Here is a 16082-nt window from a genome sequence, read left to right on the forward strand (position 1 = left end):
ACGTAAATCATCACGCTAATATCATTACGAAAATAAGGGAATGCCATGTCACTCAAAGATAAAGTTGCACTGATTACCGGTTCCGCCAGCGGCATCGGCAAAGAAATCGCCATCGAATACGCACGCGCCGGCGCCAAGGTCGTCATCGCCGACCTGATGCTCGATGCCGCCACTGCCACCGCCAACGAGATCACCCAGTCCGGCGGCATCGCCATGGCAGTCGCCATGAACGTCACCGACGAAGCCCAGGTCGACAAAGGCATCGCCGACACCGTCGCCGCCTATGGCAGCATCGACGTCCTGATCAGCAACGCCGGGATCCAGATCATCGCGCCGATCGTCGACTCGACCCTGGACAACTGGAAAAAAATGCTGGCGATCCATCTCGACGGCGCCTACCTGACCACCCGTGCGGCGATGCGCGAGATGATCAAGAAAGGCAACGGCGGCTCCATCATTTACATGGGATCGGTACACTCGCATGAAGCCTCGCCGCTGAAGGCGCCGTACGTCACCGCCAAGCACGGCTTGATCGGCCTGGCAAAAGTGGTCGCCAAGGAAGGCGCTAAAAACAAGATTCGCGCCAACGTCATCTGTCCGGGTTTCGTGCGCACTCCTCTGGTGGAAAAGCAGATTCCGGAACAAGCCAAGGAACTCGGTATCACTGAAGACGAAGTAGTCAAGAACGTGATGCTGAAAGACACCGTGGATGGCGAGTTCACCACTACCCACGATGTGGCGCAAACCGCAATCTTCCTCGGCGGTTTCGAATCCAACGCGTTGACCGGACAGTCGATTGTCGTCAGCCACGGCTGGTTCATGCAATAAACAAGTCCATGTAGTAAGAGATGGCGGCTGCCTGCGATGAGCAAAAAGAAGAACAAACCTTCTTACCTTCTCATCGACCGCAGCCGCACTCAATCAGAGAAGCCATTTTGAGTAAAATTTGTTATCCGTCTCAGCCAGCCCGGCGTCTTTCGCATCGATTACAGCATTGCTTGTCATGCTTGCTATGCGTGTTGCTGCCGCTAGGCAGCGCCAATCTGCTCGCTAAAACCGAGCCACTCAAACCAGCCGCAGCCGAGGCGCCGTCGGCGTTTACCAGCCGGCAAGCGGCGTTATCCGCTTTGCCGCCGCTGATGCTATGGGTAGGAGAACGGCCCGATGACGTTCGCACCTGGATCGACGGCAGCGCCAGGCAAGGCAAAGGCGCCGCCGATAATCCGGCGCCGTCAATCCAGGATCAGCGGATGGGCGTTGCAGTGTTAGACACCACCGTCCTGCTGCGCGATGGCAGCGCCAGTGTCCGGCGCCGTCAGCAGTCGTTGAAACTGCCACCGGCGTGGTACGCCCAGAACCGCTTGCAGCAAAAAGCGCCGGTTGTCACCATAGTCCATATCGAGATGGCGCGCGGTGTGCAAAAACCGGCTCTGAACGAAAGGCAGAAACGCGCCATCGTCAACGCCGTGGTAGCCGCCGCGACACGCAGCCCGAGCCAGGTGGTACAACTCGATTTCGAAGTCATGCATAGCCAGAAGCCGTTTTTGGCTGATGTCATCACCCGCAGCCGCGACGCCCTGCCCGCCAACGTAGCTTTGTCGGTCACAGCGTTGGCGTCATGGTGCGTAGGCGATGCCTGGCTTGCAGATCTGCCGGTCGACGAAGTGGTGCCGACAGCATTCCATATGGACGGTGAAGCCAAACGTATACGCGAGGTTCTGGATCACGATGGTCGCTTCCCGCGTCCGGAGTGCCAACCCAGCATGGGCTTGTCGCTGGACGAACAGCCATGGCCGAGCAAACTGCGCAGCCAGCGGCTTTACCTGTTTAATCGCAATGTCTGGTCTGCCACGCCGATGGCAAGCTGGTCGGTGCGGTTGGGGGCGATTTTTCCTTAGGAGCGGACATTCCGTGGTTGAACAGGATTTGCCTTGACCGCCCGACCGTAAGCTAAAAAACAGACATTGGGTACTTTCATATAGACGCTTATGAGGATCCACATGATTCAAATGAAACAACCCGAAGACGCACCTCACGCGTTTCAAACCGCCTGGAACAATCACGACATGCGATCCTTCGGAGCACTGTTCCATGAGGATGCGACGTTCGTGAATCGGTTCGGGCACTATGTGCGCGGTGTCGATGAGATCGTCAAGCTGCATGCGCCCATTCACGCAACCATCTACAGCGATTCCATGCTTGAGAACGAGCTAATCGATGTAGTCGCGATCAGCGACGACGCGGCAGTCATGCACTTCTGGAGCCGACTCGCGGTCGGAGCGGCTCATCCAGCGGGGCCACACGCTGTCGACACGGTGATCCTTGCCGTGCTGACGCGGCAGGCAGCAGAGTGGCGAATCAAGGCGCTCGAGAACGTAACTCTGACGAATCCACGCACGGGAGAATCCGTGTTGAGAGACGGACGGGATTCATGATCGAGTGGAAAAAATTTTTCCACGCCGCACAGGGTCATAGCGGATGTCCGCTTCGAATCGAAAGTAGTCGTCTTCTATCCGCCAATTCCGGTCATTTGGGCGCAGTGCTTATCTGATGTTGCATTGCCAATTTTCCGGTGGCAGCATACGCATTTTCCAATTATTCCTCGAAATGTCGATGACTCATCTAAAACGATCTGTGGCTACGTAACGAGCTTTTTCTCGTCCCAAGAGCTTCTCTGCATGGTGACACCGATACTTAGATTCGGCACTATGTCGAATTGCTACTGAAGTTTTAACGCCTTTTATCAAAATCGAAATTACGATGAATGCGTTCGGCTTTTTTCTCGAGGAAACTATGGCCGCAATCGGCCAGGCGCGGATTTTCAGCGCAGAGGACTAAAGGCGACCTGCTTCCGGCCAGTCATGAAAGGACCAAAACAGAATGCTGTATCGCTGTACTACCAGAGGAAAAAAGGGAATGTGGATTGGCAAGGTATTTCTACCGTTGTTGCTTATCGCATCGTGCATGACACCGATGTCCGCTGCCTATGCCGGCAATGGGGAGACGCTGTTCATGGGAAGATGCGCGATGTGCCACGGATCGGACGCGAAAGGCTCGGGTCCGCTCGCTCGCAAAAGTGACCCGCCAACCCCGGATTTGACGACACCTGCATTCAAGAGGCGCTTGGCGGAGTATCCTGGCGTCATTGTGTCGTCCATCATACTGCGACCCAACGGCGACCTCATTCCCAGGACATTGAAGGAAAATGGCTACCGGCTGCCTCCGCATACATGGACCGTCAAGGATTTTCGGGATCTCAACGATTACCTGAGGGATGTGATTAACAAGTCAAAATGAGAGAAGCATCCACTACGCCCAGAGAGCGGACCAATCGCTGCCGCCCCGGCAGCTCCTTCTCTCTCGAACCCGCGATTGAATCGCTTCGATCAGGATAGGATGATCGGATGGAAATGTACCATCCGTTCCTTGGATGCGTGCTTCCGGCCAATTGCGGACGGTCGGAAGAGTCTGCCAAATTGATGCCGAATCAACATACTGTGCAATAGATACATTGGCCAACAACAGGACTTGCCCCTCAAATATTTGTTGAATACTCATTGTGTATTGTTCAGAATCTACGTTCTACTTTATCGTTGGGCCCTCTGATGAAACGCCTACTTTCGACGGTATTTAATATTACTTTAATGTTTGTATTTCCCATTTGGGGCTGGCTTTTTTATCTGGATTCGTCGCGCCACACTGATTGGTCAAAGCCAATTTATTCAACGACCGTTTGTGCAGTGTTAATCTTGATAGCGCTCATAGGAGTACAGCGATTAACCATGCGGTGGTCATTGAACAGCAGAGTTGGTCTTGGTGCTTTATATTCTCTTTTTCTATTTTTTATACTTTTTTTTCTTGGTTTCGCATCAGTGTTGGTGGGTGCAAATCAAATGCCATAGACACACACGTAAACACAAACACGTATCATCAGATATTGATGACGCAACTCGACCAGAGGCGGACATCTGCATTTGACCAATAGGCGATAAAAACCTCCAAGTCTCATGGGCAACGTGACCGAAATATCTAATTATTAGGATAAGAAATGCCCTCACTATTGTCGACAGAAAGCAGGAAGTTACTGGGCTATGCTTTGCTGGTATTTTTAATTGTTATTCTTGGGGCTTTCGTGGGTTCTTTTATTGGTCCGCCTAGTATCAAGAAATCGTGTCTAGGAGTAGTTCTTGCGGGTATTAGCTTGCTGATGCTGGCGGGTTGTATTCGAGCTATTTTTACCGGCGTATATAAATATGGAAAACTGGGTGTTTGGGGAGATGAAATAAAAAAAGAAAATAGACCATTCGGGTTTTGGTTCGTAATTACCTTTAGTTGTATTTTTAGCATCATCATGTTAATGCTTGGCATATCAATGCTTCTATCCTGATAACTTGTTTTCAGCAATCTAGGCGAAGCTGTCGATAAAAATTGATGCGCGTTATTACCTGCCAACCCTCGGGAAACGCGACCGCCTCAAAACGGCGAAGGGCGGTCATCCGAATTGCAGGCGGCTAAAAGAAATATGGAAAACATGAATATGACATCACGCCTCGAAAGCATCGAAAAACGAATCGACCGAGCTTTGCCAAGCGAATATAAATCCGTTCGTGTCTGTTCATCGCGCAAAGCCCCTGTCGGATGCTTACCTGGTCAACAATCCAGATTACTGGGGAATTCGCGTACTGTTCGAAATTGGGGATGTCGCGGCATATGACCAGGTAGACCATGTGTTCGAAGCGGTGGGCGATGTATTACCTACGGGGATGTTTCCAGTCGCCGATGACTCGTCTGGAAACCTGTACTTGATTGACGTCGCACAAGGTGCGCGTGTCATATGGTGGAGCCATGAACGCGAACGCACAGATAACCGAGTAGACGAGGTGGCCACGTCGTTCTCTGAGTTTTTGACGCTGGTGCGAGAAAACTAGAGCACTTGGACATCATCTTTGGGGCGATGGTCGGTAGTCAGTTTTCGGCCAAAATCGGACGGTCGAAGACGTCCGCCAAACTGATGACGATATTGGAGGAATTGGGTCATGAAATTTGATTGGCACGGCGGAGTAATTTCGCGGACAACGTTAGTCGATTCTGCCTACAAAAATACGCAGAACGTTCGGCGTTTTCTTTCACATCAGTGTGGACCGGAGTTCAAATTTGATCGCGACCTGATGGCATGGATACGAAACGGCGTCGAGAAGAACATGGGCGACGTTGTGGACGAGTGGACGCGCCGACGTACAACTGCGCAAGATTAGCAAATGACTTATTCCGGCCAGAAGCGGACCCTCACTGAGAGTTCATAATCCCGACACTTTAAATTTCCCTACCTAATTTAGATGCAATTACACGAACAATTAGAAACCGTCGTTGACGAAACCACATTCCTTGCGTTCGTCGCAGCTCTTGAAAAAGACCGCCGCGCAAGTGCAGGAGGACGCGTTGATGACTTCGGGCGAAATGAACACGGCTGGGAAAATCATTCGATTGAGGACTTTTTGGAAGCTGCCCATGCTTGGGCCGAAGATTCAGAATTCGGCTCTAAGCAAGGTTTGGCGTCGGAGTCCCCTTGGAAGAAGTTCGCGGTCTTTCTCTTTTGTGGGAAGATATACGAATGATGCCAAAAGAAAAATAATCCACAATCGGCCATGTACAGACCTTCAAGGTGCCGTCAGATATTTCTAGACGCCAGATATTGTGTAGACCGGGAGGATAGATTTGATTGAACCAAAAGGCCTAGATACCAAGGGGTTCATCCGGACTATATCGTGCAGACCAATCCAGCCCGTCTTCCAGGCAGTGGTCGATAAATTGTGCGAGATGCTGCGGGATTGCTTGGGTTCGTTGATTGACAGCGTGTACTTATACGGCAGCGTCGCGAGAGGCGATGCTATGGCTGGAAGATCAGACTTGGACGTCACCTTGATCCTGATTCGCGAGCCTACATTGCAAGACAATCAAGCCATTGAGTCTGTGCGCATCTCACTAGAAGGTCGACACTCGGAAGTTACAAAGGTCGACTTCGATGTTGGGTGTCTTGCGGACGTTCACTCTCCTGAAAATCTCTGTAAATGGGGTTTCTGGCTCAAGCATCATTGCCGATGCGTCTATGGCAATGATCTTGCGAACCAATTCGCTCTATTTCAGCCGTCCAGACTGATTGCGAGAGCAGTGAATGGAGACTTTCCTGATGTGTTGGCTACTTACGCGCAACGCATAGAAGCTGAGAAGAACGTCCTTTTGATTGAGAGTCTCAAGAGAGCCGCATCAAGAAAACTCATTCGCTCTACCAATGTACTTCGCCCCGTCGAGGCGTTATCGTGGCCTGAATCACTCGAAGATCATGTCGATCATTTTCTAATGACGTATCCAGAAATGAGGCCACAAATTACCTCTTTCCTTTGCCAGCAACAAATGGTGGATAGTGACCAGGGCGATTTCGTCGAACGGTTGCGAATTTTTTCAGCATGGATGCAACTGCAGATATGACGTATGGTTCGTCTTAGTCGTTACAGGCAAATATTCATCGCGATAGTCGGTAATCGGCCAATAACCGTCATTCAAGAATGTTCCCCAAAACTGACATTGGTTGGGATGTTATAGCAAGAAAATAAGGTGGGCATTCTATGACAGAGTTTGATTTGACGCAGAGACTAGAGGAAGTTCGGCGGCGTACAACGCGGGTTGTGGCCGTGGCGCTTGTATTTAACTTTGTTGTTGTGGTTCCCATCTTTGGATACGATGTTTATCTGGTCCGAACTCATGCACCAGCCAATATATCTATCGTGGTTGCCGCACTGGGGTTAATAATGTGGACTGCCATGTACATAACGCTAATGCGCGCAATGCGCAAAATTGAAATGCCTACGTGCGTATATTGTAAGGCGCTACTTACATGGAAAGACCGTACAAAAATCCTCGAAACGAAGGCCTGCCCTGCATGCAATCAACATCTTTTTGACGGATGATGGCCCGCAGTCGGCCAAGAGCTGACTACCAAGATACAGCGGTGTTAGCTGGTTAATTAGGGAGAAAAGCGCATGCAAATTTCACCTTTCGGACTCATCGTCACGGGCATCATATTCGTGGTCTGTTGCCTAAACTGCGTTGCGATATGGAAGAGCTTCCATTCGTCCTATTACAGCAGGGCGCAACAGTGGGGACATGTCGGAATTGTTTTGTTAGTTCCTGTTCTGGGAGCTTTTTTAACTCTATATTTGTCACGCCAAGAAACACCCACTGCCCACTCTCGCCCTGTCGACGGGTTGGACGGAGTTGACAGTACTTGCAGCGATTTCGATTATGGTGGAGACCATTAGTAGATTTTCGCTTTATACCGTAGCTCTGAATATCCGCTTTGGAGAATCTCGAATGACAGCAAAGGGGCGTGTGCTGCCCGTCGCAACACGCGTCAGTCGGCCATTCATGAACAGTGAAGTCAACGCCATCAGGATAGGCCGGCGTGGACCAGCACAGTAGGTTAGCCAGAACAAGCGCAGCGGTCAATTTGCACCAACGCCTGCAGAAACCCTACCCGGAACACAAACTCTAAAAATCTTCCCTCATTTTGGCTTGCCAAACCCTTCTATAAAACTCATCGCACACAGGCTGCACGCGACAGCCTGAAACCACGTATAAATCCTGATTTCTCTATCTAGTCCACCATTTGACAGCATTTACCGCGAGGTGGCTCAATTAGACAGCGTCTGCTCTCCGGCCTTCATGTGCGAGGCGTTGAGGATATCAATATGGCTTCCGGCGCGCTCCGACAACACTCCGGCCGCAGCCATCGCCATCCGCGTCAGGCCCTCGGTATCGGCCACATTGAGCATGGGCGGGTAAGCATCATCGTCCTCCTCGCGCGCCAAATGACTTGCATGAATCAGCGACAAGCAGGTTTTGATGCCCTGACTCAGATCCAACGTAAGCGCCATGAATTGCGCCGATGCGTCGAACCGCAGCTCATCGGCCAGCAATGAAAATGATTGATGCTCTGATCGAGCGGCAGTTTGAGACAATTGGGGGGACGTGTTGATGCGGGTCATGACGATCTCCAGAGTTGCGTGAGGCCGCATCCCGCTTTCAAATTGGGAGGGCGACAGATGGCAAGGTTGACAGACCGGTACAAAACGCAAAACCGGCAGCCCGAAGGCTCCCTACCACCGCCGCCCGTGGAGAACGTGATGGTACGCATAAAAAAACCGCGTGTCGCGGTTTTTGCGCGTTTTGTGTAGCAGGCTGTCAAACCCGATCCCTTCTTTTTCAGGGATTGATCGACTATAAACAGTCATCGATGTGATCGCAATCAGCAATCTACCTATTCAGCATCCGCCGCACGTTGCGCCGGATACACCTTGACCAGCACGATCCGCGGGCCGTTCATTTTCTTGACCACGATATCAAACCCGTCGAATTCGATCTTCTGCCCTTCATGCGGCAGATCGCCCAGCTTGGCCATGATCAGGCCGCCAACCGAGTCGACATCTTCATCACCGTCAATCACGACGTCGATGCCAAGTATCCGTTCCAGGCTGAAGATCGGCAGGCTACCCTTACCCAGCAAGGTGCCGTCATCCAGGCGGCTCCATTCGTTGTCGTTACGCCGGAATTCATCGCGGATCTCGCCTACCATCGCGCCCAGCAAGTTATCAAGCGTGATAAAACCTTCCGGTTTAGTACCCTTTTTGCCGATGATGGCAAAATGCGGCGCGCCGGTACGGAAGCGGCGGAACAGTTCCAATGCAGCCATGCGCGGCGAAACATATTCCACCGGCCGCAAATAAGCACTCAGGCTGTCGATCGACTTGCCTTCCTGTTGTGCGATAAATAAATCCTTGAGATGGATCACGCCCAGTACATTGATGCCGCTCTGGTCGAAGTACGGGTAGCGGCTAAAACGGTGACGGTAGATAGTCTGCAGGTTTTCCTGCAGGCTGCGCGCCTGATGCAGAGCGGTAATCTCGTTGATGGGACGCATCAGGTCGGATACTTCGAGTTCGCTAAAATCGAGTGACTGCGCCAGCACTTTCCATTCTTCACGGTTGAATTTCTCACCAGCGTGACTACCGCGCAAAATCAACTTCAGCTCGTCTGCCGAATACTGCGCATCATGGCCATGGACGCCGCCCAGCCCTGCCATGCGCAAGATCCAGCTGGCGCTGGCGTTGAGCACAAAGATAGCCGGATACATGGCCCAGTAGAAGCCGTACAAGGGCAAGGCGCACCACAGGCCGATCACTTCGGGATTGCGTATCGCGACGGTCTTGGGCGCGAGTTCGCCGATGACGATGTGCAGGAATGAAATCAGGAAGAAGGCGAAGAAAAACGAAATGCCATGGATCAGTTCAGGTGAAGTGACGCCGATCCAGCCGAATACCGGCTGCAGCAAACTGGCAAATGCCGGCTCACCGATCCAGCCCAGCCCCAGCGAGGCGAGTGTAATACCGAGTTGGCATGCGGACAGATAAGCGTCCAGCTGATGATGCACCGTCGCCAGAATGCGGCCGCGCAGGCCTTGGGTCTTGGCGATGGCGCGAATACGGGTCTGGCGTAATTTGACTAAACCGAATTCGGCAGCAACAAAAAAACCGTTGAGTGCTACCAGAAATAATGCTGCGATAACCAATAACAGGTTGTTCAATGAATCTCTTTCATGGGTAATGACGAACCGCAAGTATAGAGGAAGATGGGGATCTTTAACAAAATCGCATCAATCAGCTATGAATCAGGGTCGTTTGCCGCGCCGGATGTGGGCCTGCGCGGCAGCAAGAAGCCGGGTACCCGGCTACTCGTCCACCACCTCGTTGTCGACCATGTAAGTTCGGCAGCTGCTGCCGCCACCCTGTATGCAGTACCTGATCGCGCGTGGCCCTGCCGACACGCCGAAGCCGCTGACTGACCCACCCCCTCCGGACCATGCATATCCGCAATGGCCATTGCTCGAGATTGCAAAGGCGCGAGGATTAGGCAGCTGCAGATACTGCTTGAAACTGGCTTGGCAACTTTCGCTAAGTTCTGCGATTTTGGGGGTGACGGCTACCGCCGGTTTTGGCTGGGCCGGAGCAATCGGCGCGGGATTGCGGGTCGCCGTTCTCGGTTTGTCCAAGGCAGCCTGGCCACGCTCGGGCAGTTCAAGTATCCACTGGGCAGGGACGGCAAAATTGATGTTTTGCGCGTAGGTAGCATCCTCACCGGCCGAGGTGATGCCGATCAGCTCGCCCCTTGTGTTGAACAATCCGCCGCCGCTGGAACCGTGAGAAATTGGCGCGGTAATCTGAATGTAACGTAACTGGCCATCCTTCCCCATGCGCAGCGACGATAGCATGCCGTCACTCATCGTTTCTTCAAAACCGCGTGGCGCGCCGATTGCATACACCTTTTGTCCGACACGCAGGCGGTCGACAAGACCGATCAATACTGACGGAGCGTAAAAGTTGTTAACCTTGATCTGGCACAGGTCCCGCTCCACGTCAGGATATTCCAGCGTGGCGGGAAAACTGATTTTTTCGCGATGCACGGTAAAACTGCTGGATTTTGCCAAGACGTGGCAGTTGGTGACCAGACGACCTTCGGCGATTACTACCGCCGTTCCTGACGCCATGGGCTTCCCCTGGCTGTCATTGGTGACCACTACCCAGACACTTGGCGACACTTTTTCGAACAACTCATCGGGCTCCATCGCCTGCGCCGCAGATAATCCGAGCAGGCTCGCCAGGCCGGCAATTGTCAGGCATATTCTGTTCTGCAATGGACTCATGAGACCGACGATCCGACTTGGTTAAATAAATCGCACAATGCTGGCGCAATGATCTGCTCAGCGAGAGGGAGGAGGCAGCAGATTTTGTAAATCGTCCATGGTGGTCGGTGTATACGCGCTCCCCCCTTTTCCGATAACGGACGCGGGACCGCCATTGCCGGCCAGGGCTGCCTGGATAATCTCCTGGCTTGAGGGTGCGCTCGCATTCCCTCCGGATTGCACATAACCTGACAGCTTTTGCATAATGACAGCTGCCCGCAATGGCGGGAGCCCTTGATAGCTTTCAGCCTGGTGCATCATCCTGACGGTGCCGGTAGCCGAGTAAGTCGTGATAGTGCCACCAGGCACGTAAACGTACGTCGGCGCGCGAGCCGCGGTTTGTTCAAAATGCGGGTTGTCGATTGGATCCGCGCTGGAAAATTGCGGGACGTCGTCAGATAATTGGGCTGTCTTGCCGGCATTGTCGGCGCCGGGACGCAGTACAAAAAACTCATATCCCGCATGCGAGGTGAGTTCGGCGCAGCGGTAGATCCAATAATTCCAGACCATGTCGCGCCTGGTCTTGCCGTTGCCGAAAAATGAGACGCTATAAGTAACGTCATCAAGTTTCTTTTCTGTATAACCGCCGGTGGGGCCGCGCGGTCCATAGCTTGTCACACAACCGGATAACGCCGTCAGGACAAATAGATACAACGGAAGAGCTGAAAATGCGCGCATGGATGATTTGATAATCTGGCCGAAATGAGCAGATTATAAACGCGCTCTTCTTTATTTATGTTGCCGTTTAGAACTTTATTTATGTGCAATGCAGGCCATGTCGTGCTACCAGATCAGACCGCCAGAAATGGCACAAATCGTACTTCAAATATCTTCTGACGCGGTCGTCGCGATGTGCGGCTAGCCTGGCGATGGCGGGTTAGCCGCAGCAAGCGTTTTACAGCGCTGTCGCCAGCGCGCACTGACGATAATGTTCCGCCGCCAGCGCCTGCTGGTCGATCGCCTCATGCAACTGTCCCAGTCTCAGATGCGCTTCACGTACCGTGGACGGCGCCACGGCATCCGACAAAGCCTGCTCCAGGTGACGCTGGGCTTTGCCCCATAATTTTTGCTTGAAGCAGAAGCTGCCCAGGGTCAGGGCCAGCTCGGCATCGTTCGGCGCTTTGATTGCCCAACGTTCGCAATGCTCGATTTGCGACAGCAGCGCTGGTGTAGCTTCTGCCGCGGCAGCATCGCGATAGACCGGCAACAAACGCCGGTCCCACTCTGTCGCCAGGGATTTTTCAACGATGGCGCGGGCTTCGGCATGCAAACCGCATTTGTTGAAGGCGTTGGCGGCGCGCATGGCGATGAACGGCTTGATCCGGTCTTCGCTCGGCACCGTAGCCCACAAACGGGTAATCGATTCGGCATCGTGGGCGTCGTCCGACAGCAAACCGTCGTAAGACAGTTCGCGCAAACGCGTCGACAAGGCTGGATGCAAGGCGTCGTGCTTGTCCAGGCTGCGTACCAGGCGCAGCACTTCCGGCCAGTTCTTGGCTTGCTGGTTGGCTTTCAAGGCCAGCCGCAAGGCGTGGATATGGCGCGTGCCGCGGGCGTTCAGTTCGCTGACGGTTTGCAGCGCCGCCTGTGACTTATGCTCGTCTACCAGCAGATCCAGTGTCGTGATCAGGCGCGCCGTTTTCAGCGGTTCGTCCTCTTCGATGCTGGCCAGCCAGATATCGCGCCGCTCGGGTTGCCCCATGCGATGCGCGGCACGGGCGCCGATCAAAGCTGCCACGCCCAGGTTGTCGGGCAGTTCGGCGGCGCGGGTGGCGGCTTTTTCGGCTTGGCCGAAACGGCCCTCGAACAAGGATTTGAGCGAATCGCGCAAGGCATTGTTGGCGGTGGTTTCACGTTTGTTGCGGCGATAACCGATCACGCGTGCAGGCAACTTCTGGGTAACCCGGATGGCCCGGATCACCACGTACAAGATGATGAATAGAATCGCCAACGCTACGACGAAAAAGTTCAGTGACAGGTCAATCCGGTATGGCGGGAAAAACAGCACCACATTACCGGGGTTGTAACGCGCCACCACAGCCAGGCCGATGGCGACCGCAAACAGAGCAACAAGCCGGAGAAAGAATCGCATAGGACTATGGCTTGCCTTTGTAAGTACGGATCGCCGCTGGACTATCCAGCGCCGGCATGGTGATCGAGAGATTACTGCTTTGGACTTGCTTCAGCAGCGTCTGTACGGTCTGGGTCTGCTTGGCGCGCGTGTCGAAATATTTGGTGATGGTTTCCTGGGCGGCGATCAGGTCGCTGCGGAATGCCGATTCGTTACGCGACAGCAGGCCAAGGCGGGCGTTGAGCAAACGCAGCTTCAGGTTCTCCCTGGCGTAGTAAGCCTGGGTTGGCGACAACAGCAAGGCCTCAGGCGTATCGACAGTACGGACCCGGATCAGCTGGCTGATTTCGGTCCACATCTCGCTGCTCCAGCTTTGCCATTTATCCTTCAAGCTGTTCTTCCAGTCAGTCACCGCGGCATCGGCCGCAGCTTGCGACTTGGCTACATTGCCGGCACCGGCAGCTTTTGGCTTGTTGCTGACAACAGCCTGGTTGTTGGGCTTGCTGACGCCGACGATCGGCTTTTCATCGGACAACAGCGGCATGCTGTCGATCTGGCCGATGATGCTGTCAAGCCGCACCGCGATGCCGGTGACATCCAGCGTCGGCAAGGCTTTCAGTTTTTCGATATCGCTGGCGATGGCGCGGCGCACGATGATGAATTGCGGCTTGTCGGAGCGCGACAGGTTCTTGTCGGCATTCTGCAGCGCGATCAGCGCGCCCTGGACGTTGCCGGCCAGTTGCAATTGCTGGCTGGCGGTCGACAGCACGTCTTCCACCTGGGCCAGGGTCCAATCGTCGCTATTGCGGGACAAATCCTTGTATAACTGCTCGAGCGCCAGTTGCTGGCTTTGCGCTTCGACTTGCTTGCTTTCCAGGACGCTGACCTTGCCCTGCAATTCCTTCGACTCGTCCTGCACCGACTTGACCAGTACCTTGGTCTCGGTATTGGTACTGTCGCCGACTTGCAGGCGGCGCGCTATTTCCTGGCGAAGCTTGTTGTTTTCTGTGTGCATCACCCACCATTGCGCTGCCAGCGCCAAGGCTAGCAACAGCAATATGCCGTAGATCAGGCCAAGCCCCCGCTTTGAGCTCTTGCCCTTGTCGATAACATAAGGTTGCAGCACAGGTTGCGCGGCTGACGATGGCGACGTCGCACTGACGGCAGGACCAGCAGGCTGGTTCGATTCTGGAGTGGGTATCGATTCGTTCATAGCGGGAATTGTAACGCGTCGAGTAGCCGTTCGTCGCCTGAGCCGGTGAGAGTCACATCGGTAAATCCAAGCGCATGTGCTGTTTCGGCAATGCGGGCATGCGGGACAAGGAGTTTCTGCTGTTGGATTTTTGCAACACCGGTGCTGTTTTCAAGCGCCTGGACCAGGTCCATCAGATGCCTGAGCGCTTCCGAACTGGTCAGTATCCAGTCGTTTTCGCTATCCAGCAGTTGTTGCAGACGGGCTTTCAAGGTTTCATCGAGGACTGGCGCCTGGCGCCGATAAGCCGCAACGGCCTGCACTTTGATACCGGCCGCCAGCAAGTTGTCGGCAAAGAATTCGCGGCCGCTTTCGCCGCGCACCAGTAACACCTGGCGGCCGCGCAAGGCGTTCAGGTCCAGCGCCAGCAACAATCCTTCGGAATCGGTCTTGGCCGGATCCGGCGGGCTGAAGATGGTGGCGTTGCGCGCTGTCAGGCCATGCCGCGCCAACGCCGCCCGGCTACCCTCGCCGACAATCCCGATGGGAACCTGCAGCGGCCAGCTGGCGATATGCTGGAACGCGGCGTCGATCGCATTCGGGCTGACAAACACCACCAATGCGTAGGTATCGAGTTTGCTCAGGACGGCTTGCAGAGGCGCACTGTCGCTCAGCGGCAGGATTTCCAGCAAGGGGAAAATCACCGGCTGCCGACCGCGTGCCGCGATCTGCTGCGCCAGCGCCCCGGCTTGCGCCGCCGGCCTGGTGATGACAATCGGATGCAGAAGTGAGGGTGGGCTAGGTTGCATGACAACCATCTACCTGTCGGCAAAAGGAAAAATCGGCAAAATCGCTTCGCTGCAACGGCTGTAACAGTAACGCTGGCACTAGGCGTCCTTGCACAGCGCCAGAATGGCCCCTGCGTCTTGCGCTTCCAGCGCCGCCGCGATCTGTTCTCCCAGCACCTCAGGTGCATCGGCCGCACCGCTGGCGTCGGCAATCGCCACCCGCAGGCCGTCCGGCGTAGCGATCATCGCCCGCAAACGCATCTGGTCGCCGCTGATGGTGGCAAACGCCGCCAGCGGAATCTGGCAACTGCCGCCGAAGGCGCGCGACAAGGTACGCTCTGCAGTCACTGCCAGCTCTGTCGGCAAATGATTCAAGGGTGCGAGTATTTCGTGCAGATCGGCGCGGTCGGCGCGGATCTCGATCGCCATTGCGCCCTGCCCCGGCGCCGGCAAACTCTGCTCCGGCTCTATCAGAGCTTTGATGCGCGCGGCCAGGCCGAGCCGCTTGAGGCCGGCTGCGGCCAGGATGATGGCGGCATATTCGCCACGATCCAGCTTGCCCAGGCGGGTATCGAGATTGCCGCGTAAGGGCTTGATCTGCAACAACGGAAAACGCGCCGCGATCAAAGCCTGGCGCCGCAGGCTGCTGGTGCCGACGATGGCGCCCGCTGGCAACTCTTCCAGGTTGGCGTAGTCGTTTGAAACAAACGCGTCGCGCGGATCTTCGCGCTCCAGCACCGCGCTCAGGGCAAATCCGGGCGGCAGTTCCATCGGCATATCCTTGAGCGAATGCACCGCGAGGTCGGCGCGGCCTTCTTCCATCGCCACTTCCAATTCCTTGACGAACAAACCTTTGCCGCCAACCTTGGATAAGGTCCGATCAAGAATTTGATCGCCGCGGGTGGTCATTCCGAGGATTTCTATATTACATTCTGGATATAATGCAGATAACCGCGCGCGCACGTGTTCCGCTTGCCACATGGCCAGCCGGCTTTCACGCGATGCAATCACTAACTTGGATGGGGAGGATATTTTAGCCACAGGTTCTTTCAAATTTTAGCTATGCAACGCAAATGCAGCAACGCAGTCAGGATAGAGCAGAGTTATCTAATCGCCAATCATTAGCCGCTAGCGAGTGTTATCAAAAACTCGTAATTTTTGCGCCGGATTTTAGCATGCACTCCCTACTGTCTCAGTTGTACTCTCTATATCAGATTATATATAGCGCGCGTTTTAACC

General features: G+C 54.3%; 17 protein-coding genes. 9 read left to right on the forward strand and 8 right to left on the reverse strand.

Annotated elements, in window-relative coordinates; all coding sequences use genetic code 11:
- Positions 1 to 45: 45 nt before the first annotated feature.
- The 9 genes from BM205_RS16075 to BM205_RS16115 all read left to right on the forward strand — a co-directional run bounded on the left by BM205_RS16075 (position 46) and on the right by BM205_RS16115 (position 6486).
- On the forward strand, positions 46 to 828 hold the full coding sequence (locus BM205_RS16075) for a 3-hydroxybutyrate dehydrogenase (RefSeq protein WP_092415885.1): 783 nt from the start codon (positions 46 to 48) through the stop codon (positions 826 to 828).
- A gap of 170 nt (positions 829 to 998) precedes the next feature.
- On the forward strand, positions 999 to 1898 hold the full coding sequence (locus BM205_RS16080; protein WP_139227290.1) for a hypothetical protein: 900 nt from the start codon (positions 999 to 1001) through the stop codon (positions 1896 to 1898).
- 102 nt (positions 1899 to 2000) lie between these two features.
- Positions 2001 to 2435, forward strand: a complete 435-nt coding sequence (locus tag BM205_RS16085) for a YybH family protein (RefSeq protein ID WP_092415887.1) — start codon at positions 2001 to 2003, stop codon at positions 2433 to 2435.
- Between the two features lie 529 nt (positions 2436 to 2964).
- On the forward strand, positions 2965 to 3297 hold the full coding sequence (locus tag BM205_RS16090; RefSeq protein ID WP_092415967.1) for a c-type cytochrome: 333 nt from the start codon (positions 2965 to 2967) through the stop codon (positions 3295 to 3297).
- A gap of 751 nt (positions 3298 to 4048) precedes the next feature.
- Positions 4049 to 4387, forward strand: coding sequence for a hypothetical protein (locus tag BM205_RS16095; RefSeq protein ID WP_092415888.1), 339 nt, complete (start codon positions 4049 to 4051; stop codon positions 4385 to 4387).
- Between the two features lie 220 nt (positions 4388 to 4607).
- Positions 4608 to 4928, forward strand: coding sequence for an SMI1/KNR4 family protein (locus tag BM205_RS16100; RefSeq protein WP_092415889.1), 321 nt, complete (start codon positions 4608 to 4610; stop codon positions 4926 to 4928).
- A gap of 108 nt (positions 4929 to 5036) precedes the next feature.
- Complete coding sequence (locus tag BM205_RS16105; RefSeq protein ID WP_092415375.1) at positions 5037 to 5255, forward strand: DUF6434 domain-containing protein; 219 nt, start codon at positions 5037 to 5039, stop codon at positions 5253 to 5255.
- 81 nt (positions 5256 to 5336) lie between these two features.
- Positions 5337 to 5615 carry a DUF7660 family protein gene (locus BM205_RS16110; RefSeq protein WP_092415890.1) on the forward strand — a complete coding sequence of 93 codons (279 nt, stop codon included), beginning with the start codon at positions 5337 to 5339 and terminating at the stop codon, positions 5613 to 5615.
- Positions 5616 to 5715: 100 nt separating this feature from the next.
- Positions 5716 to 6486, forward strand: coding sequence for a nucleotidyltransferase domain-containing protein (locus BM205_RS16115; RefSeq protein ID WP_092415891.1), 771 nt, complete (start codon positions 5716 to 5718; stop codon positions 6484 to 6486).
- 1202 nt (positions 6487 to 7688) lie between these two features.
- Here the strand turns inward: BM205_RS16115 and BM205_RS16125 are convergent.
- From BM205_RS16125 to hemC, 8 genes are all read right to left on the reverse strand, one after another.
- Positions 7689 to 8042 (reverse strand): hypothetical protein, encoded by a 354-nt coding sequence (locus tag BM205_RS16125; protein ID WP_092415893.1) that lies wholly within the window; start codon positions 8040 to 8042, stop codon positions 7689 to 7691.
- A 272-nt stretch (positions 8043 to 8314) separates the two neighbouring features.
- Positions 8315 to 9637, reverse strand: a complete 1323-nt coding sequence (locus BM205_RS16130; protein ID WP_092415894.1) for a hemolysin family protein — start codon at positions 9635 to 9637, stop codon at positions 8315 to 8317.
- Between the two features lie 144 nt (positions 9638 to 9781).
- Positions 9782 to 10753 carry a S1C family serine protease gene (locus BM205_RS16135; protein WP_092415895.1) on the reverse strand — a complete coding sequence of 324 codons (972 nt, stop codon included), beginning with the start codon at positions 10751 to 10753 and terminating at the stop codon, positions 9782 to 9784.
- A gap of 57 nt (positions 10754 to 10810) precedes the next feature.
- Positions 10811 to 11470, reverse strand: coding sequence for a CC0125/CC1285 family lipoprotein (locus BM205_RS16140; protein WP_092415896.1), 660 nt, complete (start codon positions 11468 to 11470; stop codon positions 10811 to 10813).
- Between the two features lie 217 nt (positions 11471 to 11687).
- Complete coding sequence (locus BM205_RS16145) at positions 11688 to 12884, reverse strand: heme biosynthesis protein HemY (protein WP_092415897.1); 1197 nt, start codon at positions 12882 to 12884, stop codon at positions 11688 to 11690.
- A gap of 4 nt (positions 12885 to 12888) precedes the next feature.
- Positions 12889 to 14076: a uroporphyrinogen-III C-methyltransferase gene (locus BM205_RS16150; RefSeq protein WP_092415898.1), complete on the reverse strand. Its 1188-nt coding sequence runs from the start codon at positions 14074 to 14076 to the stop codon at positions 12889 to 12891.
- Positions 14073 to 14864, reverse strand: a complete 792-nt coding sequence (locus BM205_RS16155; RefSeq protein WP_175511289.1) for a uroporphyrinogen-III synthase — start codon at positions 14862 to 14864, stop codon at positions 14073 to 14075. Before BM205_RS16155 ends, BM205_RS16150 begins: the two co-directional genes overlap by 4 nt.
- A 78-nt stretch (positions 14865 to 14942) precedes the next feature.
- Positions 14943 to 15884 carry a hydroxymethylbilane synthase gene (gene hemC / locus BM205_RS16160; RefSeq protein WP_092415900.1) on the reverse strand — a complete coding sequence of 314 codons (942 nt, stop codon included), beginning with the start codon at positions 15882 to 15884 and terminating at the stop codon, positions 14943 to 14945.
- Between the last annotated feature and the right edge of the window lie 198 nt (positions 15885 to 16082).

Source organism: Collimonas sp. OK307 (assembly GCF_900113705.1).
Classification (GTDB): domain Bacteria; phylum Pseudomonadota; class Gammaproteobacteria; order Burkholderiales; family Burkholderiaceae_D; genus Collimonas.

Excerpts from the sequence above, each read along its gene's own strand:
- BM205_RS16075 (WP_092415885.1), top strand. The coding sequence starts at position 46 with ATGTCACTCAAAGATAAAGTTGCACTGATTACCGGTTCCGCCAGCGGC.
- BM205_RS16095 (WP_092415888.1), top strand. The coding sequence starts at position 4,049 with ATGCCCTCACTATTGTCGACAGAAAGCAGGAAGTTACTGGGCTATGCT.
- BM205_RS16140 (WP_092415896.1), bottom strand. The coding sequence starts at position 11,470 with ATGCGCGCATTTTCAGCTCTTCCGTTGTATCTATTTGTCCTGACGGCG.
- BM205_RS16085 (WP_092415887.1), top strand. The coding sequence starts at position 2,001 with ATGATTCAAATGAAACAACCCGAAGACGCACCTCACGCGTTTCAAACC.
- BM205_RS16125 (WP_092415893.1), bottom strand. The coding sequence starts at position 8,042 with ATGACCCGCATCAACACGTCCCCCCAATTGTCTCAAACTGCCGCTCGA.
- BM205_RS16135 (WP_092415895.1), bottom strand. The coding sequence starts at position 10,753 with ATGAGTCCATTGCAGAACAGAATATGCCTGACAATTGCCGGCCTGGCG.
- BM205_RS16145 (WP_092415897.1), bottom strand. The coding sequence starts at position 12,884 with ATGCGATTCTTTCTCCGGCTTGTTGCTCTGTTTGCGGTCGCCATCGGC.
- BM205_RS16105 (WP_092415375.1), top strand. The coding sequence starts at position 5,037 with ATGAAATTTGATTGGCACGGCGGAGTAATTTCGCGGACAACGTTAGTC.
- BM205_RS16155 (WP_175511289.1), bottom strand. The coding sequence starts at position 14,864 with ATGCAACCTAGCCCACCCTCACTTCTGCATCCGATTGTCATCACCAGG.
- BM205_RS16090 (WP_092415967.1), top strand. The coding sequence starts at position 2,965 with ATGACACCGATGTCCGCTGCCTATGCCGGCAATGGGGAGACGCTGTTC.
- BM205_RS16150 (WP_092415898.1), bottom strand. The coding sequence starts at position 14,076 with ATGAACGAATCGATACCCACTCCAGAATCGAACCAGCCTGCTGGTCCT.
- BM205_RS16110 (WP_092415890.1), top strand. The coding sequence starts at position 5,337 with ATGCAATTACACGAACAATTAGAAACCGTCGTTGACGAAACCACATTC.